Source organism: Belliella alkalica (assembly GCF_022549785.1).
Taxonomy (GTDB): domain Bacteria; phylum Bacteroidota; class Bacteroidia; order Cytophagales; family Cyclobacteriaceae; genus Belliella; species Belliella alkalica.
This window is the reverse complement of sequence record NZ_JAKZGO010000026.1, coordinates 1-23,306: the sequence shown is the minus strand read 5'-3', so window position 1 is coordinate 23,306 and position 23,306 is coordinate 1. Positions and strand designations below refer to the sequence as shown.

Annotated in this window: 21 protein-coding genes and 1 tRNA gene; 14 read left to right on the top strand and 8 right to left on the bottom strand. The window is 36.0% G+C overall.

The features are described 5' to 3' along the window. Window positions 1–201 precede the first annotated feature (201 nt). Both MM213_RS19080 and MM213_RS19075 read left to right on the top strand, forming a co-directional pair. The gene (locus MM213_RS19080) at window positions 202–1,182 is read left to right on the top strand and encodes a ribonucleoside-diphosphate reductase small subunit (protein ID WP_241414489.1); all 981 of its coding nucleotides are present in this window, start codon (window positions 202–204) and stop codon (window positions 1,180–1,182) included. A gap of 35 nt (window positions 1,183–1,217) precedes the next feature. Continuing rightward, on the top strand, window positions 1,218–3,620 hold the full coding sequence (locus tag MM213_RS19075; protein WP_241414488.1) for a ribonucleoside-diphosphate reductase subunit alpha: 2,403 nt from the start codon (window positions 1,218–1,220) through the stop codon (window positions 3,618–3,620). Between the two features lie 76 nt (window positions 3,621–3,696). On the opposite strand, the gene MM213_RS19070 is transcribed toward MM213_RS19075, so the two are convergent. After that, complete coding sequence (locus MM213_RS19070) at window positions 3,697–5,322, bottom strand: transcriptional regulator (protein WP_241414487.1); 1,626 nt, start codon at window positions 5,320–5,322, stop codon at window positions 3,697–3,699. Window positions 5,323–5,553: 231 nt separating this feature from the next. Between MM213_RS19070 and MM213_RS19065 the strand changes: the two genes are divergently transcribed. The 4 genes from MM213_RS19065 to MM213_RS19050 all read left to right on the top strand — a co-directional run bounded on the left by MM213_RS19065 (window position 5,554) and on the right by MM213_RS19050 (window position 9,903). Next, window positions 5,554–7,206 carry a DNA polymerase/3'-5' exonuclease PolX gene (locus MM213_RS19065; protein ID WP_241414510.1) on the top strand — a complete coding sequence of 551 codons (1,653 nt, stop codon included), beginning with the start codon at window positions 5,554–5,556 and terminating at the stop codon, window positions 7,204–7,206. A 65-nt stretch (window positions 7,207–7,271) separates the two neighbouring features. Next, window positions 7,272–8,687 carry a serine hydrolase domain-containing protein gene (locus MM213_RS19060; RefSeq protein WP_241414486.1) on the top strand — a complete coding sequence of 472 codons (1,416 nt, stop codon included), beginning with the start codon at window positions 7,272–7,274 and terminating at the stop codon, window positions 8,685–8,687. Window positions 8,688–8,734: 47 nt separating this feature from the next. Further along, the gene (locus MM213_RS19055) at window positions 8,735–9,022 is read left to right on the top strand and encodes a hypothetical protein (protein WP_241414485.1); all 288 of its coding nucleotides are present in this window, start codon (window positions 8,735–8,737) and stop codon (window positions 9,020–9,022) included. Between the two features lie 242 nt (window positions 9,023–9,264). Beyond that, on the top strand, window positions 9,265–9,903 hold the full coding sequence (locus MM213_RS19050; RefSeq protein ID WP_241414484.1) for a YiiX/YebB-like N1pC/P60 family cysteine hydrolase: 639 nt from the start codon (window positions 9,265–9,267) through the stop codon (window positions 9,901–9,903). Window positions 9,904–10,191: 288 nt separating this feature from the next. Here MM213_RS19050 and MM213_RS19045 read toward each other — a convergent pair whose 3' ends face one another. Next, window positions 10,192–10,836 carry a GDSL-type esterase/lipase family protein gene (locus MM213_RS19045; protein WP_241414483.1) on the bottom strand — a complete coding sequence of 215 codons (645 nt, stop codon included), beginning with the start codon at window positions 10,834–10,836 and terminating at the stop codon, window positions 10,192–10,194. Between the two features lie 198 nt (window positions 10,837–11,034). Between MM213_RS19045 and MM213_RS19040 the strand changes: the two genes are divergently transcribed. The 4 genes from MM213_RS19040 to MM213_RS19025 all read left to right on the top strand — a co-directional run bounded on the left by MM213_RS19040 (window position 11,035) and on the right by MM213_RS19025 (window position 13,949). Next, window positions 11,035–11,108 (top strand) — tRNA-Asn (locus MM213_RS19040). 610 nt (window positions 11,109–11,718) lie between these two features. Further along, complete coding sequence (locus MM213_RS19035) at window positions 11,719–12,534, top strand: SDR family oxidoreductase (protein ID WP_241414482.1); 816 nt, start codon at window positions 11,719–11,721, stop codon at window positions 12,532–12,534. A gap of 12 nt (window positions 12,535–12,546) precedes the next feature. Next, on the top strand, window positions 12,547–13,044 hold the full coding sequence (locus MM213_RS19030) for a hypothetical protein (RefSeq protein WP_241414481.1): 498 nt from the start codon (window positions 12,547–12,549) through the stop codon (window positions 13,042–13,044). Next, entirely contained in the window at window positions 13,041–13,949 is a 909-nt protein-coding gene (locus MM213_RS19025; protein WP_241414480.1) for a helix-turn-helix domain-containing protein, read from the top strand. Before MM213_RS19030 ends, MM213_RS19025 begins: the two co-directional genes overlap by 4 nt. A 260-nt stretch (window positions 13,950–14,209) precedes the next feature. On the opposite strand, the gene MM213_RS19020 is transcribed toward MM213_RS19025, so the two are convergent. Beyond that, window positions 14,210–14,725 carry a DUF6933 domain-containing protein gene (locus MM213_RS19020; protein WP_241414479.1) on the bottom strand — a complete coding sequence of 172 codons (516 nt, stop codon included), beginning with the start codon at window positions 14,723–14,725 and terminating at the stop codon, window positions 14,210–14,212. A 165-nt stretch (window positions 14,726–14,890) separates the two neighbouring features. Then, window positions 14,891–15,142, bottom strand: a complete 252-nt coding sequence (locus tag MM213_RS19015; RefSeq protein WP_241414509.1) for a hypothetical protein — start codon at window positions 15,140–15,142, stop codon at window positions 14,891–14,893. A 312-nt stretch (window positions 15,143–15,454) separates the two neighbouring features. Between MM213_RS19015 and katG the strand changes: the two genes are divergently transcribed. From katG to MM213_RS19000, 3 genes are all read left to right on the top strand, one after another. Further along, on the top strand, window positions 15,455–17,716 hold the full coding sequence (katG, locus tag MM213_RS19010; protein WP_241414478.1) for a catalase/peroxidase HPI: 2,262 nt from the start codon (window positions 15,455–15,457) through the stop codon (window positions 17,714–17,716). A 130-nt stretch (window positions 17,717–17,846) separates the two neighbouring features. After that, window positions 17,847–18,215 (top strand): BlaI/MecI/CopY family transcriptional regulator, encoded by a 369-nt coding sequence (locus MM213_RS19005; RefSeq protein WP_241414477.1) that lies wholly within the window; start codon window positions 17,847–17,849, stop codon window positions 18,213–18,215. Further along, window positions 18,212–19,828 (top strand): M56 family metallopeptidase, encoded by a 1,617-nt coding sequence (locus tag MM213_RS19000; RefSeq protein WP_241414476.1) that lies wholly within the window; start codon window positions 18,212–18,214, stop codon window positions 19,826–19,828. The genes MM213_RS19005 and MM213_RS19000 overlap by 4 nt, the downstream gene beginning before the upstream one ends. Before the next feature lie 15 nt (window positions 19,829–19,843). Here MM213_RS19000 and MM213_RS18995 read toward each other — a convergent pair whose 3' ends face one another. The 3 genes from MM213_RS18995 to MM213_RS18985 form a co-directional block, all read right to left on the bottom strand. Continuing rightward, window positions 19,844–20,266: a hypothetical protein gene (locus tag MM213_RS18995; protein WP_241414475.1), complete on the bottom strand. Its 423-nt coding sequence runs from the start codon at window positions 20,264–20,266 to the stop codon at window positions 19,844–19,846. Continuing rightward, the gene (locus MM213_RS18990) at window positions 20,263–20,814 is read right to left on the bottom strand and encodes a hypothetical protein (protein WP_241414474.1); all 552 of its coding nucleotides are present in this window, start codon (window positions 20,812–20,814) and stop codon (window positions 20,263–20,265) included. Before MM213_RS18990 ends, MM213_RS18995 begins: the two co-directional genes overlap by 4 nt. Window positions 20,815–20,976: 162 nt before the next feature. Beyond that, window positions 20,977–22,206: a PQQ-dependent sugar dehydrogenase gene (locus MM213_RS18985; RefSeq protein ID WP_241414473.1), complete on the bottom strand. Its 1,230-nt coding sequence runs from the start codon at window positions 22,204–22,206 to the stop codon at window positions 20,977–20,979. Window positions 22,207–22,431: 225 nt separating this feature from the next. Between MM213_RS18985 and MM213_RS18980 the strand changes: the two genes are divergently transcribed. Then, complete coding sequence (locus MM213_RS18980) at window positions 22,432–22,986, top strand: DUF4256 domain-containing protein (protein WP_241414472.1); 555 nt, start codon at window positions 22,432–22,434, stop codon at window positions 22,984–22,986. A 121-nt stretch (window positions 22,987–23,107) separates the two neighbouring features. On the opposite strand, the gene MM213_RS18975 is transcribed toward MM213_RS18980, so the two are convergent. After that, window positions 23,108–23,306: hypothetical protein (locus MM213_RS18975; protein ID WP_241414471.1), on the bottom strand; the 199-nt coding region annotated here is incomplete at its 5' end.

Genomic DNA, 23,306 nt, shown 5'->3' with positions numbered 1-23,306 from the left:
AATAAGATATATAAGATGAAATGACCATAAGTCAAAAAACTAAGTAAATAGACACATTGAGGGTTTTATTTTTGAAAATTGTTAGTCATATTTGTTGAGAGGATCTGATCACTACTTGCCTCAAAAAACCTAGTCTTCGAAGTAAAATACCTATTAAAGTCTTTTTATTAAGGACTTTCATAAACTTAACTCTTTATAATAATGCAACAGTACGAACCAATTCTCCAAGAAAACAAAAATCGTTTTGTTTTATTTCCTATACAACATGATGACATTTGGCAATATTACAAAAAGGCAGAGGCAAGTTTTTGGACTGCAGAGGAGATAGACTTGAGTCAAGATTTGAATGATTGGAAAAATCTCAATGATGGCGAAAGGCATTTTATTTCTCATGTTTTGGCATTTTTTGCTGCTAGTGATGGCATTGTAAATGAAAATCTTGCGGAGCATTTTGTTTCAGAAGTTCAGTATACAGAGGCAAAGTTCTTTTATGGGTTCCAGATTGCTATGGAAAATATCCATTCAGAGACATACAGTTTATTGATTGATACTTATATAAAAGATAATCAGGAGAGAGACAAGCTACTAAATGCTATAGAACACATTGATTGTGTTAAGAAAAAAGCTGAATGGGCTCTAAGATGGATTGACAATGGCTCATTTCAGGAGCGATTGATAGCATTTGCTGCAGTTGAAGGGATATTCTTTTCAGGTTCTTTTTGCTCAATTTTCTGGTTGAAGAAAAGAGGATTAATGCCAGGACTTACATTTTCCAATGAATTGATTTCTAGGGATGAGGGACTTCACTGTGATTTTGCTTGTCATCTATATACAGAGCATGTGAAAAATCAGTTGCCAAAAGAAACTGTGACAATGATTATAAAGGACGCTGTTGAGATTGAGAAAGAATTTGTAACAGATGCATTACCGGTAAGATTAATTGGTATGAACTCTGACTTGATGTGTCAATATATAGAGTTTGTGGCTGATAGGTTGTTGCTTGAATTGGGTTGTGCAAAAGTATGGAACAGTACAAATCCATTCGACTTCATGGATATGATTTCTCTTCAAGGTAAAACCAATTTCTTTGAGAAGAGAGTTGGGGATTACCAAAAAGCAGGAGTCATGAAATCCAACGAAATAAATGAATCTCCAAAATTCTCTATTGGAGAGGATTTTTAATTTCACTTTTCTAACACCCCAAATACAATAACATTATGTTAGTAATAAAAAGAGACGGAAGAAGAGAATCTGTACGATTCGATAAAATTACAGCGAGGATAGAAAACCTCTGTTATGGATTAGATAGCAGATACATACAGCCAATAGAGGTTGCCAAAAAAGTCATTGATGGTCTGTATGATGGAGTAACAACCACAGAACTTGACAACCTCGCTGCTGAGATTTGTGCTTCTTTGACAGTTAGACATCCTGAATATGCAACTCTTGCTGCTAGGATCGCGGTATCTAACCTTCACAAAACTACAAGTCAGTCTTTTTCAAATACCATGAAAAGGCTTTATACATACATCAATCCAAAAACAGAAGAAAATGCAGCATTGATTGCTTCTGATGTATATGGTATAGTAAAAAAATATGCGGCAAAACTTGACGAAGCTATCGATTATGATAGGGATTTTGCATACGACTATTTTGGTTTCAAAACTTTGGAAAGAAGTTATCTGATCAGGTTAGATGGAAAAGTAGTAGAAAGACCACAACATATGTTGATGAGAGTTTCTATTGGTATCCACAAAGAAGACATTGATGCAGCTATTGAAACTTACAATCTGCTATCCCAAAAATGGTTTACACATGCGACTCCAACACTTTTCAACGCAGGTACACCAAAACCGCAGCTCTCATCTTGCTTCCTCTTGACAATGAAGGATGATAGTATTGATGGAATTTATGATACTCTAAAGCAGACTGCCAAGATTTCACAATCTGCAGGTGGGATAGGCCTTTCAATCCATAATGTAAGAGCTAAAGGCTCTTATATCAAAGGAACAAATGGTGTCTCCAACGGTATTGTTCCGATGTTGAGAAACTTTGACATGACAGCAAGATATGTTGATCAAGGAGGAGGGAAACGAAAAGGGAGTTTTGCAATTTACCTAGAGCCTTGGCATGCAGATGTGAAGGATTTCTTGGAACTGAAAAGGAATCATGGAAAAGAGGAAATGCGTGCAAGAGATCTGTTCTATGCAATGTGGATTCCTGATTTGTTCATGAGAAGGGTAGAGCAAAACGAATCTTGGTCTTTGTTCTGTCCTAATGAAGCTCCGGGATTGGCAGATTGCCATAGTGAGGAGTTTGATAAATTATACGAAAAGTATGAAAGAGAAGGCCGAGCAAGAGAAACTATCAAAGCCCAAGATCTTTGGTTTGAAATTCTTGAGTCTCAAATTGAGACTGGTACTCCTTACATGCTGTATAAAGATTCTGCAAACAAAAAATCAAATCAGCAAAATCTAGGTACTATCAAGTCTTCAAATTTGTGTACTGAGATTATAGAATACACTTCTCCTGATGAGGTAGCTGTTTGTAATCTAGCGTCTATCGCTTTGCCAAAATTCGTAGTAGAAGGTAGAGATGGAGTGAAGACTTTTGATCACCAAAAGTTGTACGAAATCACCAAAGTAGCAACAAGAAACTTGAATAAAGTAATTGATGTGAATTACTACCCTGTTGAGGAAGCTAAAAGGTCTAATTTCAGACATAGACCGATTGGTTTGGGAGTTCAAGGTTTGGCGGATGCATTTATCTTGTTGAGAATGCCTTTTGATTCTGATGAAGCAAGAAGACTCAATGAAGATATCGCAGAGACGATGTATTTTGCGGCGATGGAAACATCCATGGAGTTAGCCAAAGTTGAAGGTACATACGAAACTTACGAAGGTTCGCCAGTATCCAAAGGGCAATTCCAATTTGATCATTGGGGTGTAGCACCAAAGTCAGGAAGATGGGCTTGGGATGAATTGAAAGAGAAAGTAAAAAAGTATGGTGTGAGAAATTCACTTTTGATTGCACCTATGCCTACAGCTTCTACTTCTCAGATCCTTGGAAACAACGAGTGTTTTGAACCATATACTTCTAATATCTATACAAGAAGAACGCTTTCGGGAGAGTTTATCGTTGTCAATAAGCATTTGATGAGAGATCTGATAAATCTAGGAATGTGGAATGACAATATGAAAAACAGACTAATTGCTGCCAATGGTTCTGTACAGAATATTCCGGGTGTCCCACAAAACATCAAGGATCTTTATAAAACAGTTTGGGAGATTTCTCAGAAAACAATCATTGACATGGCGGCTGAAAGAGGGGCATATATCTGTCAATCTCAGAGTATGAATGTGTTCTTGCAAGATCCTAATTTTGGAAAATTGACATCAATGCATTTTTACGCTTGGAAAAAAGGTTTGAAAACAGGTATGTATTATTTGCGTTCGCAAGCAGCCACAAGCGCTATCCAATTCACTGTTGATAAAGCTGCATTGAAAACTGATGCTCCAAATCACCAAGTATCAATAGATACATCTGTAGCTCAACAAAAACAAGATGCTATCGCATGTTCATTGGATAATCCTGATGAATGCGAAATGTGCGGGAGTTAATAAATTTTAGAGTTCGTTTATGGGAAAAAGCGTCTGATTTTGTCAGACGCTTTTTTTATTTTGAAATATTTTCAGGTCAATCTTCTTTTTCGGGGTCAAACAATGCTCCATTTACAGCTATTTTTGTTATAAAAAACACATCACGAGAACTTTGCCTTTTCTCTTCATCTTGAAATCTTATAGTTTGTTTTCCTGAAAGAATATAGAAGTTATCATACCACCAATAGAGCATGAGACTGCTTTTGTCATTTTCCTTAATCCTCTCATTTTCATTAATAAGACCAATTTCAAAAGTTTCATTTTCAAAAATCAACTCGCCATCATATAGATAGCTCATAGAGAGTTTGTCATCCTCTATGTACAAGAAATGTAATTTTTCATCTACATAGCTGATTTCGCCAAACTTCCCTGGGTTGCTTGTCGTCCTTCCAGGAAGCTTTAGAGAGTTGTCCCAAATAATATTCCCGTTCATATCGATAAGCAATAAGTGAGCAGCGTGGAATTTATACTCACCTTCCCTGTAGTTATTCATACTCGGCCCATAAGGCATGCCTCTAAGAAAATAGGGGTCATTGAACATCATTGAGTTGTACATTGGGCTGAACTGTCCCATTCGATACATATTGTTGGCATAGACTCCATCTCTAGGATAGTATCTTGGATTGTTGGCTGTGAAAAGGTCGCTGTAAATCAAGTGCCCATTTCCCAAAGTGACTACTTCTCTTGTCGAAAATGTCGGTTTGATGTCAGGGGTTTTTCCTTTTTCTAAGGATTTTTCGAGAGCTTTGATTTTCTTCTCCTGCTGCTTTTCTGTTAGGTAATTGAAAAAATTTGGAAAATCTTCAAGTGTATAATATCTTTTTGTAGACTCGCCAAATTCATTGATATCAATTAAATAAATACCCTGATAAGCTTCCTGTCTTTGCTTTCCAAATGTACCGACAAGGGATTGGGAGTATTCTTGAAATGGAGTCAAAATCCCTTCGATTATTTCGAGTTTAGGATCATCTAATCGATCAATATTTACCTCCCTAAGTTTATTACCCTCCATATCAAAAGTCAGTACTGATACTTCTTTTACTTTATATTGGTTTCTTTTACTGATCAATACATCCAAAACCCCAAGTTGGTGATCTTTTCTCAATTGCAATATTTCTGTGTTTTTTGAGTAAATTCCTTGGGCTGTAAAAATATTGCTGGTCTTAAGATCAAAAAGCTGGACTACAGGTAAGGACTCTGAGATTCCCATAAAAATCACTTTCTCTTCCATTACATAAAACTCCTTGAGCTCCATGTCTAATACATTTGAAAGGTTATATTCCTTTAATTGATCATTTTCGAGGTTGATTTCCACAATGTATTTATCCTCACCGGATGTGGAGTTACGTTTTTGAAAAAGGACATAGAAGACCCCGTCATCCAGATCAAATCCAGCCATATCATGATTGTCACGAACAGCGATCTTTTTTAGAGGGCCTCGGTTCAGGTCAAAATCAGCTTGGAACATCTCGAAATTCAATTTCGAACTAAACGCTTTTTCTTTTGTCGTTCTGAAACCAATTATCCCATCCTTGTAAAAAGAAGTCATGAAATTGTTTGCACCAAATTCAGCTTCGAATTCCAACCTATTGGTGAACTGAACTTGACCAAAAAGACTTGGGTAGATAATGATGAAAAAACAAAATGAAAGTAAGTGCTTCATGGCTTATTTCTGATAATTTACTTGACTTGGCATTCAATCATTGTTGCCAAACTATAGAGACTTAGGAAAAGGAGTGTATAGTGTTTTTATTACTATCATTTGCTTAAGTTAAGCGTTATGATTTTATTTTGAAACAATTAATTAGGACATTTGTCTATATAGTGAATTAAGCCCATCAAAACATTGGATCAGAAAAGCATAATCAAAAAACTCAAGCTCATCATTAAGTTGATGGAGCTTCATGACGAAAATACATTCAAGATCCGCAGCTACCAAACAGCTGTCAATACCTTGGAAAGAGGTGAGGATATTTTTATAGAGGGAAAAAGCTTTGAAGCGCTCCAAAAAATCCCCGGAATAGGAAAAAGTATTGCAGAAGTGATTTTTCATTTGGATACAACTGAAACGCATGCCTATCTAGAAGAATTGCTGGCAAAGACTCCGAAGGGTATTTTGGAAGTGTTGGAAGTGAAAGGCCTTGGTCCAAAAAAAGTGAAAGTACTTTGGGAAGAAATGAATATCACATCTACCCATGAACTTTTGGAAGCTTGCCAAGCTGGTCAAGTGGCCAAAATCAAAGGTTTTGGAGAGAAAACACAGGAAAGTATTATCCAAGCGCTTGAGTTTAAAGCATCCAACCAGGGGAAATGGCTCTTTGCTGATATAGAGGAAGCTGTGCTTGCTTTGGATAATGAGTTTAAGGTTTTGAAGGGTGTAAAGACTAAGGCTATTGTTGGTGAATTTGCCAGGAAAATGGAAATCATTACCGAGGTAGAATGGCTTTTTGCAGTAGAGGATAAGGATACAGTCATCAAAGCACTAAGTTCAATAATGAACATTGAGCAAGATTATAAGCGAAGCAGTCCATTCAAATGGAGAGGAAGGAACACTGATCCTGAAGTGCAAATAATTATTCATTTCACAGATAGTGAAAAATTCATCAAAGAGAAAATCTTGAGAACTGGTAGCAAGGCACATTTGCTTTTTCCAATGGAAGGGAATGTGCCATTTATCGATATTCTGAATTCTGAAGCTTTTATGACCGAAGAGGAAGTTTATAAAAAAGCTGGTTTTAGGTGGATTCCAGAAGAATTGAGGGAAGGTTTTTTCGAATTTGACTGGGCAAAAGATGAAGAAAAGGCATTACTGGAAGAAAAAGATTTAAAAGGGATCTTGCACAATCATTCGACATACAGTGATGGAAAGCATACTTTGCGACAAATGGCTGAGCATTGCAAGTCCTTGGGATATGAGTATTTGGGGATCTCTGACCATAGCCGGACTGCAAGTTATGCTGGCGGATTGGATATCGAAAAAGTACAAAAGCAACAAAGGGAAATCGATGAGTTGAATCAAGAGTTGGCTCCATTCAAAATCTTCAAGGGAATAGAAAGTGATATTTTGACTGACGGTAGTTTGGATTATCCAGAAGATGTATTGGCAAGTTTTGATTTTATCGTGTCATCGATCCATTCAGGGTTGAGTATGGATCGAAAAAAAGCAACAGCAAGATTGCTTAAAGCCATAGAAAATCCACATACAACCATTCTTGGACATCCTACGGGCAGACTTTTACTGAGAAGGGAAGGTTATCCTGTTGATCATAAAGTGATCATAGATGCCTGCGCGACAAACGGTGTAGTCATTGAAATCAATGCAAATCCTTGGAGATTGGACTTGGATTGGAGATGGATTCAATATGCATTGGAGCAGGGAGTTATGCTTTCTGTCAATCCTGATGCGCATGCTATGGAAGGATATGCGGATATGCGTTATGGTGTTTTGGTAGGGAGAAAAGGTGGCTTGACTGCCGATATGACTTTCAATGCATTGAATCTTGCGGAGATTGAAAAGTATTTTTCCAAAAGGAAAAAGTCCAGATAACTTGATTTACATGGCTAAAGATTCGTTGAAAATAGCCTGTGTTCATAGATGATAAAAGTGAAAAAATGAAAACTACAGTAGTATTACTCTTTGTCTTATTGTTATCTAGTAATTTATTTGCTCAAAATGAAAGATATGGGCGAGTATCAGCACTTTTTGTTGAAAACTTTAATGCAGAAGAGTTTGAAGATATTTTCCAGTTGTTTTCTGTTGAAATGAAGGAGGCATTACCAATAGGGAAAACTGCAGAATTTCTGTCTGGTTTGAAATCTCAAATGGGAAATATAAACGAAACAGAGTTTTTGCAATTTCAAAATGGTTCTTATGCGTCCTATATAAGCACTTTTGAGAGAGGTGTTTTGCTTTTGAATATTTCTTTAAATGAAGAAAATGAGATCAATGGATTGTTGGTTCAGCCATTTCAAGAAAAGCAAGCTGTCAAAGAAGATCCGGTGGTGAATTCATTATCTGGATTTCCAAAAAAAGAAATTGATTTAATTTTTAATAACTCCAAAGATTTTCCTAACAATTCCCAATTGTCAATTGCTATGATAAAAAATGGGGAAGTACAATACTTTGGGTTGTTGATTGAAAATGACTCTGTGAAAAACATTGTGAATGAAAATAAAATATTCGAAATAGGATCGATTACGAAGGTTTTTACAGCGACATTATTGGCAGAGGCATTGGAAAAGGGTGAAGTAGAAATTGATGATACAATCAATCCTATTTTTCCTTTTTTCTTCAGGGATTCAATAGAAATCACCTTTGGCAGCTTGGCAAACCACACTTCTGGATTGCCAAGATTACCTTCTAATTTAAATTCTTCCAGTTTTAATCCACAAAACCCATATAGAAATTATGGTGAAGAGGAAATAGAAGCATATTTACAAAATGAGTTAAGACTTAGCCATGCCCCTGGAAGTGTATATGATTACTCCAATTTGGGGATGGGTTTGCTGGGTTATGCTTTGGGCAAAAAATATGGAAAAACATATCAAGAGCTTTTGGAGGAGAAAATATTTGATAAATATAAAATGACAAAATCTACTATTATCAATGATTTTGATGATGAAGAAATGGTCAAAGGATTGGATGCATCTGGAAATGAAACTCAAAATTGGGAGTTTGATGTATTGGCAGGTTTAGGAGGGATTCTTTCCACAACTAATGAAATGTCAAATTTTGTGATTGCACAATTTGATCCAAATAATAGAGAGTTGAAAAGATCTCGAATCCCCACATTTACCGCAAGCGATCAAATGAAATTAGCATTGGGTTGGCATTTGATGAAGTTGGACGCACAAAAGGAAGTGTATTGGCATAACGGCGGCACAGGAGGTTATTCATCCTCTCTTGTGATGGATGTAGAAAAAGAGCATGCCGTTATTATACTTTCAAATGTCTCTGCTTTCAATGCCAATAAGCAGAATATTGACAATCTAGCTTTTGGCCTTTTAAAAAGTTTTGAGACAAATTGAATTATAGCCAAAGCATTTTGGTTGCATTATTTATTAAATAAAGAAATATGAATTGGATGGAAAAAGACGAGGATTTGCTATTGCAAAGATCGTTTTTATTTGGCGCTACAGGGATCGTTTTATGTCTTTTAGCATTGGCAAACACATATTATCAAGTTTTGGAAGCACCCATGGGGCCATTGAATGGTGTCGGGATAGCCTTACAGTTTTTTGGACTCAGCATTGCAGTTCTGGTGCTTCGCAAAAGAAAAATCACAGAAACAGTCAAGGATAAATCAAAAAAGATGATTTTGGTGTTGGGTGTAGCTCTTTTCTTTTTCTTCTTGGTGATTTGAAAGGAGGATTGCAAGGTTGGAAAGTTATCTGATGCACGAGAGTGGATAAATAGCATTCTTTGTGCCTTATAAGTCTCGTCCGCCGTGGTCGATGCTACTATTTTCAACTGATAGTTAAATTGAAAGATTGAAAAATTTTAAGATTATGTTAAGTGAAGTGCAAAAGTGAACAGATAGCATTATTTGTACTTCATACATTGTTTTATTTCTCTTTGGTTGTCAAATTCTAAATATTTATTCAAATGAGATTAAAGTTTTCTCTAGTACTATATTTCCTAGTAATAATCAGCTTTTCCTGTTCCACAGAATTTCAATTTCAAGAAGGAGACATCCTTTTTCAAGATGGAGATTGTGGTGATTTTTGTGACGCTATTAGGAAAGTTACCCAAGGGTATGATGGTAGGGATTTTTCACATAATGGATTATTGATGAAGGAATCCGGAGATTGGGTTGTTTTGGAAGCCATTGGTAAAGGTGTGAGTAAAACGCCACTTCAAAGTTTTTTGGATAAGCATGTTGACTCAAATGGAAATCCTAAAGTGATGGTAGGTAGATTGAATCAGGAGTATAGACATTTGATTCCAGCAGCCATTGAAGAAGCACAAAAGCATTTGGGAAAGCCCTATGATTCAGTTTTTGATTTTGAAAATGATGCTTTCTATTGCTCCGAATTGATACATTTTTCCTTTAAGGCGGCAAATGGGGGAGAGGATTTCTTTACTCCCAAACCAATGACCTACAAAGATCCTGATACAGGAGAACTCTTTCCCATCTGGGGAAAGTATTTTGATAAATTGGGTGTAGAAATACCAGAAGGTAAGCCAGGGTTGAATCCAGGAGGAATGTCTTTAGAGCCTGTCTTGGAGATGATTGAGTTGTAATTGTAGATTTAAGAGGGTAGATTTTAGATTTGAGGAATCTGTGAAAAGAGAAGCGAGAGACTAGAAGCGAGAGACTAGAAGCGAGCGACAGAGTGGCAAGAAACGAGAAGCTAAAAATAAGATATAAGAATCAGGGCTTCTATGATTATGTCACCTCGACGGCAGGAGAGGTCTCTTTACTTCGATAAAGAAGCGTGTCCAAGGATTGAAAACGATAAGAAAAAATGCCAAGTAAACTCAGGACATGATATTAAATTTATTCTTAGAGTTCTCTGCCCATCAGTAATCTTAGCGAGAGGAAGTGATTTCGGTTGCGATGGTCTGCGCCATGATTCCCAGCCCTTCCTTATTCGGATGCACACCATCAGGGAGAAGGTCTGGGTGTTCTTTTAAAGGGCTATGCAAATCAATGATTTTGGAACCGGTTTCATTTGCAATTTCCAGCAAAAGAGGTCTGATTTCTTCTGACATTACTTTTTCATTGATCCCCCAATTATCCTCTGCGACAGGTACAGGAATGCAGATATAGACTTGGCTATTTTGTGGCATAGCCGTTTTGAATGCTGATATTAAATCTAGGTAATCTTGTTTGAAATCCTTTTTATGTATCCAATTTTGAGGCTTGGAATCATTCGTTCCCAATTTGATAATTAGGATGTCTGGGGAAAATCTCTTCACTTGCTTGAACTGTGGTTCGTTCCAATAAGGTTTGTCCCCTTTTTTTAGTAGGGTCCTACCGCTTACACCAAAGTTTTTGACCAAGTAGTCATCGCCAATTATCTCCTGCAACTGAAGTGGGTAGCTTTCTTGATGATCTCTGCCAGGGCCTTGCGTAATGCTATTTCCCACACATGCGATTTTGATTTTGCTTTGTGAATAGGCTTGGCTAAAAGAAAAAATGGCAATAGCCAGTAAGAGGATTTTGGTTTTCATAGAGGGTTGGTTTTTTAATGTTTGAAGTTAAAGAAAATTTCTTTCTTTTTTACGGAAAAATAAGTGTCTGATTAATAGGTTGAAAAATGATTGATGGCTGATAAGCTGATTTTTTTTAATGTTAGTGTTTGGAAAAAATCAAACATCCTGTTATGTTTGCATCACGTTAACGGAAAGCGTTGACAAAACAAACAAAATTCCTCCTTAGCTCAGTTGGTTAGAGCACATGACTGTTAATCATGGGGTCCTAGGTTCAAGCCCTAGAGGGGGAGCAATTCTTAACAAGCCATTCGCAGCGAAGAATGGCTTGTTTTTTTTTACTCTTTTCTTTTTAAAAAAAAGAGTAATCTCCTGATTTTAAGTTTTCCTGACTTTCTAAACTTTTACAAGCAACTTTAAAACTATCTCACTGATTTTTAAAACCAATTTTTGATTCGCATTTCATAGAGATATTATTTTTTGTAATATGATTATCCGCAATCATGCCACTAATCAATTAAACGATTGTTTTTTGGGAAACTGATACTAATAGATATTGGATGTTTATTGATATTGGTTTGAAATCACAGGTTAATTCAATTATTTAGATTCTACTGGTATGAAAACGGATATACATATTTTGTAATTTACCAAACCAAAATATAACATATGGGATGCTGTCAGTAGCCAAATATATAATTAGTAACTTGAATACATTTTTTTAAAGCTTTGATTTTCAGATCAGCAAATCGCACTAGTTTGCTCTAATTTTCATTTTGACTTTGGGATGCGCAATCAGCTTTGTCTAAATATCCCTAAAAAGAATACAAACAACCTGAATTTGTATAACCAACAAAGCTTTAGTAAGATACAATTTTGTACCATAATTATAAATTCGCAATAATGAAAAAGACAATTTTAATTACAGGTGCAAGCAGTGGCATAGGAAAAGAAACTGCAAAGCTTTTTCAATCAAAAGGTTGGAATGTAATTGCTACAATGAGAACCCCCGAAAATGAAGCAGATTTAAGTCAATTAGAAAATGTCTTAGTTGCCAGACTTGATGTTTTAGATTTAGATTCTATTCAAAACGCGTTTAAAGAAGGGCTTCAAAGATTTGGCGGTGTTGACGTGTTATTAAATAATGCAGGTTATGGTGCATATGGGCCTTTGGAAGCATTTAGTAGGGATAAAATTCTAAGACAGTTTAATACTAATGTTATTGGGCTTTTAGATGTTACTAAAGTTGTTTTACCTCATTTTAGACAAAATAAAAAGGGTATTATCATCAATATTTCTTCGATAGGAGGGAAGATGACTTTTCCTTTGGGTACATTGTACCATGGGACAAAATTTGCAGTAGAGGGAATTTCCGAATCACTTTACTATGAAGTAGGGCAATTTGGAGGACAGGTGAAAATTGTTGAACCAGGTATGATAGCAACGGATTTTAGTGGAAGATCTTTTGATTTTAGTAATGATGAAAGTATGACAGAATATCAAAATATTGTCGGTGCTTTGATGACAGCTATGCCATCAATGGCTCAAAATGCTTCTCCAGCAAGTATAGTGGCGGAAATAATCTTTGAAGCTGCAACAGATGGCAAAAATCAACTGCGGTATACTGCTGGTGAAGATGCTAAAACCCTTTTGGAAAACCGTCAACAATATGATGATGCTACATTTATAGGAGGAATTAAATCACAATTTAGACTTTAAAATAAGAGAGAGATGAATCTAATTGAGAAGTATTTCAATGCTGAAAAAACAGAAAGCTTATTATTTATAGGTTTCGGTATTCTCGCCGTAATTCTATCCATTTATTTCTTCTTTGTTATAAAAGAGAGCTTTTGGAAAGGTATAGCGATTCCTCTAGTCTTTTTTTCTATAGTTCAAATAGTTATCGGGGCAACAATTTTTACAAGAAGTCCTGTAGATAATGCGAGAGTAGAAAACATATTAAAGCAAGAATTTCATAAAATTCAATCAGAAGAAATTCCAAGGATGGAAAAGGTGATGAATAACTTTGTTTATTATCGCTATTTTGAAATAGCCATGATGTTTTTTGGGATTGTTTTAATGTATGCCTTGTCAAATTATGGATTTTGGAAAGGCTTCGGTTTGGGGCTTTTTATTCAATGTGCGGTCTTATTATCTTTAGATTTCTTTGCAGAAAAACGGGGTCATTTTTACGTTGAACATTTAAAAGAATTAGTTGAAAGGAAATGAGAGAAATAATTCATCTTCGTAGCGTTGCGGACTTATATAAATTATTCAATCTGGGGAACAGTCATCACCCATTAGTAGCTGTTTTAGATTTCAGTAAAGTAAGCGAACAGGTGGAGGGGAATTCTAAAATTTCTACTGACTTCTATTCTGTTATGTTCAAAAACTATTGTAAGAATAATGTCAAATATGGCAGAAAACCAATTGACTTTCAAGACGGTAATTTAATATGTATTGCACCCAATCAAACTATTGAAATAGATAATGAAATTGAACAGCATGAGAAGATGATGGGTTGGGGTTTGTTTTTTCATCCTGACTTAATCAGGGCAACTTCATTGAATGATAAATTAAAAAGTCACAGCTTTTTTCATTACGAGGTTTCAGAAGCACTTCATCTTTCTGACAAAGAAAAAACTATTTTATTTGAATGTGTTCAAAAAATTCAAGCTGAACTTCAAGAAAATATTGATGTTCATAGCCAATATATTATTGTATCTACTATTGAACTATTACTGAACTATTGTTCACGGTTTTATGGTAGGCAGATGATTACAAGAAGCTACACTAACAAGTCAATAATTGCTCAAATAGAGACTGTTTTAAATAACTATTTTTCCGATTCAAAATTAAAAGAACAAGGATTGCCAAGCGTTAAGTTTTTAGCAGACAAAGTTCATTTATCTCCCAGTTATTTGAGTGATTTATTAAAAAAGGAAACGGGAAAAAATGCACAAGAACACATTCATTTTTATCTTATTGAAGAAGCAAAAAGATGTTTGATAAATACAGAAAAAAACATCAATGCAATAGCCTACAGCTTAGGGTTTGAATATCCACAATATTTTAATAAACTGTTTAAACAAAAAACCGGAAAAACGCCAATGGAATTTAGACACGGAAAATAATAAATTGATCTTTTTAAGACCTCAAATAAATTTTAAAATTTTCTGATCCAGTAATTGCTCACAAGAAACCTCCTCAAAATCTCAAGTTACTTGGAAATTATTATCACTATCTGTTTTAGATTATAGTATATGAGAGAGTGACAAAAATCCCCTATGAATTTCAAATCAAAATTTCATTGATAAACTGCTGCTTTTGTCAAAAGGAGGAGCAAAACCTCAGAGAAATCTGAGGTTTTTTTATTTCAAATTTTCCCACACTTCTATGAATCTATCTTCTGGGAAAAAAATTTTCCCTTTATTGAAATAGGGTATCTTTCAAACATTATTTCAAAATCTTCTGGAAGTTTCATTTGATTTCCTTCTGATTTTCGGTACGCTTTTGAATAGTTTAGATCCTCTTTTACCCTATTAAGAAAAGCAGTTGCTCCTTTGTCGGGTTTTTCTAGGTATCCAATATCTTCAACCTTTTCAAAATAATTTTCTGGATCAGCAAAGAATTTTGAAAGGTGTTTTTTTAGCTGATCGTGAAATATATTCATAAAATGAATTTTATTATCAACTTGATAAGGACCAATCATAAAAATGACACGTGTTTTGGCATTACAGAAAATCAAATATTTTTTCCGGTCTAAGTAATAAATGTCTCCAAACCAACAATATAAAGGATTGATTTTTTCGGCAACTACCTTTGGGGTTGTTTTATGAAAATTTTTCCCCAATAAAGGAGTCAATTTTTTGGATGAATAAATTGATAAAATAGCATTTATATTTTTCACTTTTAAGTATCATATATATCCGCTTTCTTACCAGTAACCATACAAATTGATTTTCAAAAAATCAATTTGTGCACTGATAACAAATCAGCTGTTGACTTATAACGATTACCCTCGTGATTCCATGTGAAAACTTACTTTCTGGTGTCATTACGGAAAATCATATTGTCAAATCAGCCTACTCTCAGAATACAAGTCATATGCCGCCACCAAGAGTTGATGGTCGGGTGCTTGCCCATATCGAGCAAAGCGAAAGAGTTCACTTCTCTCTTCTGCATAAATGGGTTTGTAAATATCATCCAACTCATCCCAAATAACCATCAAGTAAGCGTAAGGGATCTTACTTTCTCGGCCTTTTTCCAGCCATTCGTCAAAAAGCGATTCATCAAGTGATTTGGGATAGTCCGAACCGTCAAACATATATTGTCTATTTTGGATGTGGTTGTCAAAGATAGGATATTTTTTAAATAGCAAAATTCAAGATTTGTTTGACTATTGGATCTGCTCCAATATTAATTTGTTGAACAAATTATTTTTTCTTCAAGAATAGAGGTGAAAACTATATTACCCAATTTGTGTACCGATCTGATTACCTACCACTTCCATTTTTTATTTTGATTAGTCATTTATTTTATCAATTCACAATAGAAAATAACGATTTCTAACTCAAAACATAAGACTATACTTTTGTCTTCATAAATCACTCACCGGTTAAACATTATATATAAGTATATGAAAAAAATAATTCTAGTATTCGCCTTGTTGGCAAGTTCTGTACTGACAGCAGTGGCACAAGAAAAAACACCAGTGGACGGGTGGTCTGGGGCAACCAAAAAGAGTCCAAGTGTAGCCAAAGTAACGCAAAATGCTGAATGGTGGCCAAATCAACTCAATTTGTCTATTCTGAGGCAAAACTCTGAGTTGTCAAATCCACAAGGAAAAGATTTTAATTACATAGAAGAGTTCAACAGCTTGGATTATGAAGCCTTGAAGTCTGATTTGCGCACATTAATGACAGATTCACAAGATTGGTGGCCAGCAGATTTTGGGCATTATGGTGGGTTGTTTATCAGAATGGCTTGGCATAGTGCAGGGACATACAGATCAGGTGATGGTCGTGGAGGTTCTCGCTCTGGGCAACAGCGATTTGCTCCTCTGAATAGTTGGCCGGATAATGGGAACTTGGATAAGGCTAGAAGGCTTCTTTGGCCTATCAAGCAGAAGTATGGAAACAAAATTTCTTGGGCGGACTTGATGGTGCTTACGGGAAATGTCGCCTTGGAGTCCATGGGCTTTGAGACTTTTGGTTTTGCAGGAGGTAGAGAGGATGTGTACGAGCCAGAATTGGATGTTTATTGGGGCAAGGAGTCAAAATGGCTAGATGATAGTGAGCGTTATTCTGGAGATCGTAAATTAGAAAATCCTTTGGCAGCTGTTCAGATGGGTTTAATATATGTCAATCCAGAAGGGCCAAATGGTAATCCTGATCCTGTTTTGGCAGCCAAGGATATCAGAGAGACTTTTGGAAGAATGGGGATGAATGATGAGGAGACAGTTGCACTGATAGCTGGAGGGCATACTTTGGGTAAAACACACGGTGCTGGACCTGCAGACCATGTTGGTGCAGATCCTGAGTCTGCTCCGATAGAAGAGCAGGGATTTGGATGGAAGAGTTCTTACAAATCAGGAAAGGGTGCTGATGCAATTACATCAGGACTTGAAGTGACTTGGACGTCTACTCCTGCACAATGGAGTCATGATTACCTTACTTTTTTGTTTAAGTACGAATGGGAATTGACAAAAAGTCCAGCTGGAGCACATCAGTGGGTAGCAAAAGACGCAGGGAATATTATTCCTGACGCATTTGATGCAGAGAAAAAACAACCTCCATATATGTTGACGACTGATTTATCCTTAAGATATGATCCGATCTATGAAGAGATCTCTAGAAGGTTCTTGGATGATCAGGATGCTTTCAATGATGCTTTTGCTCGTGCTTGGTTCAAATTGACACACAGGGACATGGGACCAAATACAACCTATTTAGGACCGGAGGCACCTATTGAAGATCTGATTTGGCAAGATCCAATTCCTGCAGTAAACCATCCTCTGATGAGCTCAAGTGATATTTCAAATTTGAAAAACCAGATTTTGAATAGTGGTCTGTCGATTTCTGAGATGGTTTCTACAGCTTGGGCGTCTGCATCCACCTACAGAGGATCTGACAGAAGAGGAGGTGCTAACGGAGCTAGAATTCGCTTAGAGCCAATGAGAAATTGGGAAGTGAACAATCCTTCTCAATTGAAAAAAGTATTGACTACTTTAGAGAAAATTCAGTCTGACTTCAATGCAAAATCAGGAGATAAAAAAGTTTCTTTGGCTGATTTGATTGTGCTTGCTGGAAATACGGGAGTTGAGAAGGCAGCTGAAAATGCTGGCTATAATCTTGAGATTCCTTTTGCACCAGGAAGAATGGATGCATCTGCTGAGCAAACTGATGTAGAGTCTTTTGAATTGCTAGAGCCTATGGCGGATGGATTTAGAAATTATCTAAAAACACAATACACAATAGCAACAGAAGAATTGTTGGTGGACAAAGCACAACTATTGACATTGACTGCGCCTGAGATGACTGTTTTGGTAGGAGGGATGCGCTCTTTGCATGCTAACTTTGATGGATCCAAGCACGGGATTTTCACTGAAAAGAAAGATCTATTGACAAATGATTTCTTCGTAAATCTTCTAGACATGGCTACCGAATGGAAAGCTGCTGACGATACAAAAGAAGTATTTGAAGGGCGAGATAGAAAAACCGGAACTTTGAAATATACTGCTACAAGAGCCGATTTGATTTTCGGTTCCAATTCAGAATTGAGAGCTTTGGCGGAAGTATATGCACAAGAAGACTACAAAGAAAAATTTGTAAATGACTTTGCTGCAGCTTGGAACAAAGTTATGAATTTGGATAGGTTCGATTTGGTTTACAAAAAGTAACTGATCTAATTTAGGAATTAAAAAGCCAGTTTTTTATGAAAACTGGCTTTTTAATTTTTATTTCAAATCTACACTTGTAGATTTAAGTTATTTGTTTACATTTGTAGATGTAAATATCAATTTGTAGATCATGAAACTATCTCCCGCAGAAGAAGAATTGATGAATCATTTGTGGATTCTCAAAAAAGCATTTATGAAAGATCTTTTGGATGCATATCCAGAGCCTAAGCCGGCATCGACAACTTTATCTACGCTTTTGAAAAGAATGCAGGATAAAAATTATGTTGGCTACAAAGTTTTTGGAAGCTCTCGACAATATTTCCCTCTTGAGTCAAAAGAGTCATATTTCACTAAGCATGTCAATAATCTGATCAAGAATTTTTTTAATGATTCTCCTGCTCAATTTGCATCATTTTTCACCCAAAAATCAAAGTTTAGTGAAGATGAATTGAGACAAATTAAAGCAAGTATTGATGATCAGCTAAATAAGAAAAAATGATAACTTACATTCTAAATTCAGGGCTTTGTTTGTTGATTCTTCTATTGATTCACAGATTCTTTCTTCAGAAAGAGTCAATGTATCACTTCAATAGATATTATCTACTTTTCTCGATATGCTTTTCCTTTTTGATTCCATTTTTTACAATTGAGATATTAGAAGTTGAGGGGGTAATTAATAGTGGTAATCAGCCAGTATATTCTTCAGTGATTACAAATGGAGATCAGTCACAGCAAGATCTTTCAATATCGTCTTCTATACCAACATTTGACTGGCAAGTTCTGATTTATGCGATTTACTTTTTTGTCACAGGGCTTCTTTTATTTCGATTTGTAAGGAGTATAATGTTGATTTTCAATAATATCAGAAAAAATAGTGTGATTAATTACAAAGGAGAAACACTCGTTTTATTGGAAGAGGAATGTCTCCCTTATTCTTTTTTGAAATATATATTTGTCTCCAAGTCAGATTTTGAAAACGGGAGATTTTCAGATCCAATTTTGAAACATGAAGTTACTCATGTGAGAGAATGTCATAGTATTGATAATATTTTTGTTGAATTGCTTTTGGTTTTTATTTGGTTTCATCCAGGGCTTTATTGGGCAAGGAACGCGATCAAACTCAATCATGAATTTTTGGCAGATCAAGCAGTTTTGAAAAACGTGCCGATCGATGACTATAGAAATGTTCTTTTATCGATGATTTTTCCAGATCAAGGCTTAACCATGATAAGTAGTTTAAAATTTTCCTTAACCAAAAAAAGAATGAGTATGATGAAGCGCAACACAACAGAGCGTACAAAATTGGTGAAAATTTTGGCTCTTATTCCGTTTTTTGGAGTGATGATTTACTTCTCTAGTGAAAAAGTGCCAGCACAAAATCAACAAATAAGAACTATCAATTTCAATGCAGAAGTAGTAGAAACACAAATGAGTGATCTGGACATCTCTCTAATAGCAGAGGGCAAAATTTTAATTGATGAGAAAATCTACCAAAAAGCTGAAGTTAATGATGTTTTGGACAAGGTTATTTTGGGAAATGATCTATCTACCATCAATCTGAATGTGCATAATGGCACACCAATGGGGGATATCTCAGACATACAAAAGTTATTGGTTGAAAAAGGTGTAAGTCACATAGAAGTCAACATGTCGAGCGAAAGTAGAAATGTTCCAAATCTGCTTCAGGATAAAGATAAAGCTACTTTTTACAAGGATGCGATTTTCAAAGTTATCGGAAAAGATGGATCGGAAAAAACCAAGAGTTATGAAGAGCTCACTGAAAAACAAAAAACTGAATTAATGCCTCCTTTTACAGCTCCTGAAAAGAAAACTCCTTCGGCTGCTTTGTTTTTTGATTGGCAAAATCCAGAAAAATATGCAGTGTGGGTTGATGGGAAATATACTCCAGCTGAGCAGTTAAAGAAAATATACAGGATTCATATCGTGTATTTTGTAAAGAGCTTTGTTCATTTGAATGGGAGAAGTTTGAAATTTCCACAAGAGCATCAAGTAAGCATCTACACCGAAGAGGGGTTTGAACAAGCATTTGGAGAGAGCTCGGATTTTTCCAAACCAAAAAAATGGACAATTACATTGAAGGAGGAGGGATGAAGATCAGGTTTTGTTTCAAGTCTCCCTTCTAAGCTTTTTTCTAGCAAAATACTGGGTTCTTTTGAAAAATTGACGAAAGCTGATAACGGAAAGAACCGAAATACAAGCTGAAGTGCCTAAAGCTCCACCAAAACCTTCAAAAAATGTACTTGAACGCAGATAGATTAAGCTAAAAATCAAGCCAGCAATTAGGATATATTTTGCCTGCTTGACTTTTTTTCTGGAACTCATCCCTATAAATGTTCCCCCAATGCAGAGGTAAGGGATGTGTTGAAAAATATCTGGGAGATCATCAGCGAAAAGTTGATAAAGTCCTGTAACTACAAAAGTTAAAGCAGAAGAAATCAACACTGGATTCTCTGAATACTTTGTATGAAGCAAGTATGTAGCTAATGCGGAGAAAGTTCCGACGAAAACTGTAAGTAACAAAAGCATCATAGGAAATTCAGACCAAAGTAAACACTGTAAGTAAGCACAACACCAATAAAAGCCAAAGTGCCAAGTTTGCCTCCGATCCCCACAAGGATAGGTTTGCTCAAAAAGTATAAAAGACAAGTAAATGTGGCTGCAATCAGAATGAAAATAGGATCATTAGTGAAGTTCGTCATTCCTATAAATGCACCGCAATAAATCGGTGCTGGAAGAAGTTGGAAAAGAGGGTTTGACTTTTGGAATTTGGGAATAATAGCTCCGATCAATCCTATTCCTGCTGCCGAAAGCACAGGGTCAAATCCTACCAACTGTAACCCATAAGTTCCCAAAGCTCCAAGATAGATAAAGGTACAATCCCACCATTTGGTAAAATCTATGTGATAATCTTTGGGGTAGGCTTGAAAAGAAGCTGCGATCAACAAAGCAAATAGGACTACAAATATCCATACTTCCAACTCTTGGGCTTGCTCATAGACGATCATTCCCATAAAAAAACACTGAATGGAAAAGATCAGGAGGATGATGCTATATAATGCGGTAGTTCTCGACTTCATAATTGAAGTCGGCAAAGCTAATACATAAAAAAAGGTTTCACCAAAGTTTTTCGCTTCCAATAATCCAATCTGTGAAAAATCAACAGTTTGTTTTGTGATTTTTTGGAAGAAAATTAAATTGATGAAACCTAAAGGTGAATACCAAAAGTTAATTTCTAAAGCTTAATCGATTGGCTCTACTTTGTAAAGTGCACCATCACTTTCATCTGTCAAGAGGTATAAGTTTCCATCTGGCCCTTGTCTGACATCACGAATTCTTCCAAGCTTTTTGGAGAAAAGAGCTTCTACAGATTTTACCTCGTCATTTTCTATTTCGATTCTATATACTTCCTCTTTGAGTAATGAGCCTGCAAATAGCGAATTATTCCATTCAGTGATTTTACCGTCTTTAAAGAATTCCAATCCTGAAGGAGCCATGTTTTCCTCCCAAATATGTTTCGGAGCCGTTACCCCAGGAGCTTCTTTTCCAAGTCCAATTTTTTCGTCTGTATCATATTCGGTCCCGAAAGTAACTTGTGGCCATCCATAATTTTTCCCCTTTTCTACCAAGTGCAAAAGGTCCCCTCCGTTTGGTCCATGCTCTGTAGCCCAGATTTTGCCAGTATTCGGATCTTGTGCCATTCCTTGGTTATTTCTATGACCAAAAGAGTAGATTTCCGGTCTTAAATTTCCAGGTGCTAAACCGATTAATGGATTTCCATCAGGGATTCCACCATCTTCTTTGATTCGGATGATTGAACCTGCCGGGTCAGTCAAGTCTTGTGAATTCCATCTCAAACCACGATCGCCTATAGAAAACAATACGGTGCCGTCACCGGGAAAGACGATCCTAGAGCCATAATGTCTTCCAGGGTTCGTTCGTGGTACTTGAGCATAGAGTGTTTCCACATCTGTCAATTTGTTGTTTGCAAGATCTATTTTTGCCCTTCCCAAAGCTGTTCCAGTTCCATATTCAGAACCATCAGTCACTGAATCATCATCACCAGGACTTGAATAAGTGAAATAAATCCATCCATTTTGGGCATATTCAGGATGTACTACCAAGTCCAATAAGCCTCCTTGATTGCCTCCTTGCGGAGCAGTCAATTGGTCTTCATCGGTGTCAATTTTTGGTAATCCGGTTAGTTCTGTGATTTTTTTTCCATCGACGAGATAGAGCTTACCTGGTCTTTCTGTGATAAGCATTTTTCCATCTGGAAGCCAGTATAATGCCCAAGGATGTTCCAATCCTGCCACTATTTTTGTGATTTTTACTTTTGCCTTTTCGGTCTGAACTTGACTTTCTACGACTTCTTCCACTGATTTGACTTGGGCAAAAAGAGACGAACTGATGCCTAATAATGCGGATAAAAGCAGCAATTTTAAATTTTGAAAATTGGAGTGATTGTTCATAATAGTTGGTTTTGTGGTGTTAAAAGATAAGTGGTATTTTGGGCTTGAAATGAATAAAAACAACAATTATATTTGATGTTATTAATTTGATGATTTATTCAAAAAGAGTCGTACTATTTCAATAATAGTATTTTACGTATAAAAAGTTGAATTGTTTGAAATTGATTTAGATAGCAATGTCATTGGAAATAATCATATAGACCTTACTAGTTTTTATAAAAGCCTATGAAAAAGGAATTGTCTCAGCAAGAAAGTGAAGAGCTTTTCAAAATTTTGAAATCTCGTTTTGAAAAAAATATGCATCGTCATGAAGGTATAGATTGGGATCAAGTCCAGAAAAGACTTGAAATAAACCCGGAAAAATCTTGGTCAATCTATCAAATGGAGCTTACTGGGGGAGAGCCAGATGTGGTTGGTCATGATGAAGATGGTATTTATGTTTTTTGTGATTGTGTAGCAGAAACACCAAAAGGCAGAAGAAGCGTTTGCTATGACCATGAAGCTTTGGAGTCAAGAAAAGCCCATAAGCCCAAGAATAGTGCTATGGGGATGGCAGAAGAAATGGGGATTGAACTTATGACTGAAGATCAGTATTTGAAGCTGCAGCAGTACGGGAAGCTTGATACAAAAACATCCAGTTGGTTGGCTACCCCGTCTGAAATTCGGAAATTGGGAGGTGCTATATTCGGAGATTGGAGATTTGGCCGTGTATTCATCTATCACAATGGGGCAGACTCTTATTATGGAGTAAGAGGATTTCGAGGTATTGTTAGCGTGTGAAAAATTTCATGCTTTTCAATTTCCTGAAAATTCTGTCATGCAAATTCATATAAAAAACCTCTGAAAACTCGGTGAATAGCTTTCCAGAGGTTTATAAGGATTTTAAATTTGGATTATCTGATTAATCTTTTAGCTCTTTTTTTACAAGTTTCAATTCGTACAAAGTAACCATATCAGGCTCGTATTCGAGCGCATTGACATTTTGATGTGCCCAAATTCTCCCTTTTTTGTCAACAAAAGATATCCTCCAAGCGTCAGGGAGAAGGAATGGCTTACTATAAGCGCCATTTTCTTCTCTGACAATTAACTTTGCTTTATCT

Coding starts and splice junctions, on each gene's coding strand:
- MM213_RS19030 (WP_241414481.1), top strand. CDS start 12,547: ATGAATCTAATTGAGAAGTATTTCAATGCTGAAAAAACAGAAAGCTTA.
- MM213_RS18985 (WP_241414473.1), bottom strand. CDS start 22,206: ATGAACAATCACTCCAATTTTCAAAATTTAAAATTGCTGCTTTTATCC.
- MM213_RS18990 (WP_241414474.1), bottom strand. CDS start 20,814: ATGAAGTCGAGAACTACCGCATTATATAGCATCATCCTCCTGATCTTT.
- katG (WP_241414478.1), top strand. CDS start 15,455: ATGAAAAAAATAATTCTAGTATTCGCCTTGTTGGCAAGTTCTGTACTG.
- MM213_RS18980 (WP_241414472.1), top strand. CDS start 22,432: ATGAAAAAGGAATTGTCTCAGCAAGAAAGTGAAGAGCTTTTCAAAATT.
- MM213_RS19080 (WP_241414489.1), top strand. CDS start 202: ATGCAACAGTACGAACCAATTCTCCAAGAAAACAAAAATCGTTTTGTT.
- MM213_RS19055 (WP_241414485.1), top strand. CDS start 8,735: ATGAATTGGATGGAAAAAGACGAGGATTTGCTATTGCAAAGATCGTTT.
- MM213_RS18995 (WP_241414475.1), bottom strand. CDS start 20,266: ATGATGCTTTTGTTACTTACAGTTTTCGTCGGAACTTTCTCCGCATTA.
- MM213_RS19045 (WP_241414483.1), bottom strand. CDS start 10,836: ATGAAAACCAAAATCCTCTTACTGGCTATTGCCATTTTTTCTTTTAGC.
- MM213_RS19050 (WP_241414484.1), top strand. CDS start 9,265: ATGAGATTAAAGTTTTCTCTAGTACTATATTTCCTAGTAATAATCAGC.
- MM213_RS19005 (WP_241414477.1), top strand. CDS start 17,847: ATGAAACTATCTCCCGCAGAAGAAGAATTGATGAATCATTTGTGGATT.
- MM213_RS19065 (WP_241414510.1), top strand. CDS start 5,554: ATGGAGCTTCATGACGAAAATACATTCAAGATCCGCAGCTACCAAACA.
- MM213_RS19075 (WP_241414488.1), top strand. CDS start 1,218: ATGTTAGTAATAAAAAGAGACGGAAGAAGAGAATCTGTACGATTCGAT.
- MM213_RS19000 (WP_241414476.1), top strand. CDS start 18,212: ATGATAACTTACATTCTAAATTCAGGGCTTTGTTTGTTGATTCTTCTA.
- MM213_RS19070 (WP_241414487.1), bottom strand. CDS start 5,322: ATGAAGCACTTACTTTCATTTTGTTTTTTCATCATTATCTACCCAAGT.
- MM213_RS19015 (WP_241414509.1), bottom strand. CDS start 15,142: ATGTTTGACGGTTCGGACTATCCCAAATCACTTGATGAATCGCTTTTT.
- MM213_RS19060 (WP_241414486.1), top strand. CDS start 7,272: ATGAAAACTACAGTAGTATTACTCTTTGTCTTATTGTTATCTAGTAAT.
- MM213_RS19035 (WP_241414482.1), top strand. CDS start 11,719: ATGAAAAAGACAATTTTAATTACAGGTGCAAGCAGTGGCATAGGAAAA.
- MM213_RS19025 (WP_241414480.1), top strand. CDS start 13,041: ATGAGAGAAATAATTCATCTTCGTAGCGTTGCGGACTTATATAAATTA.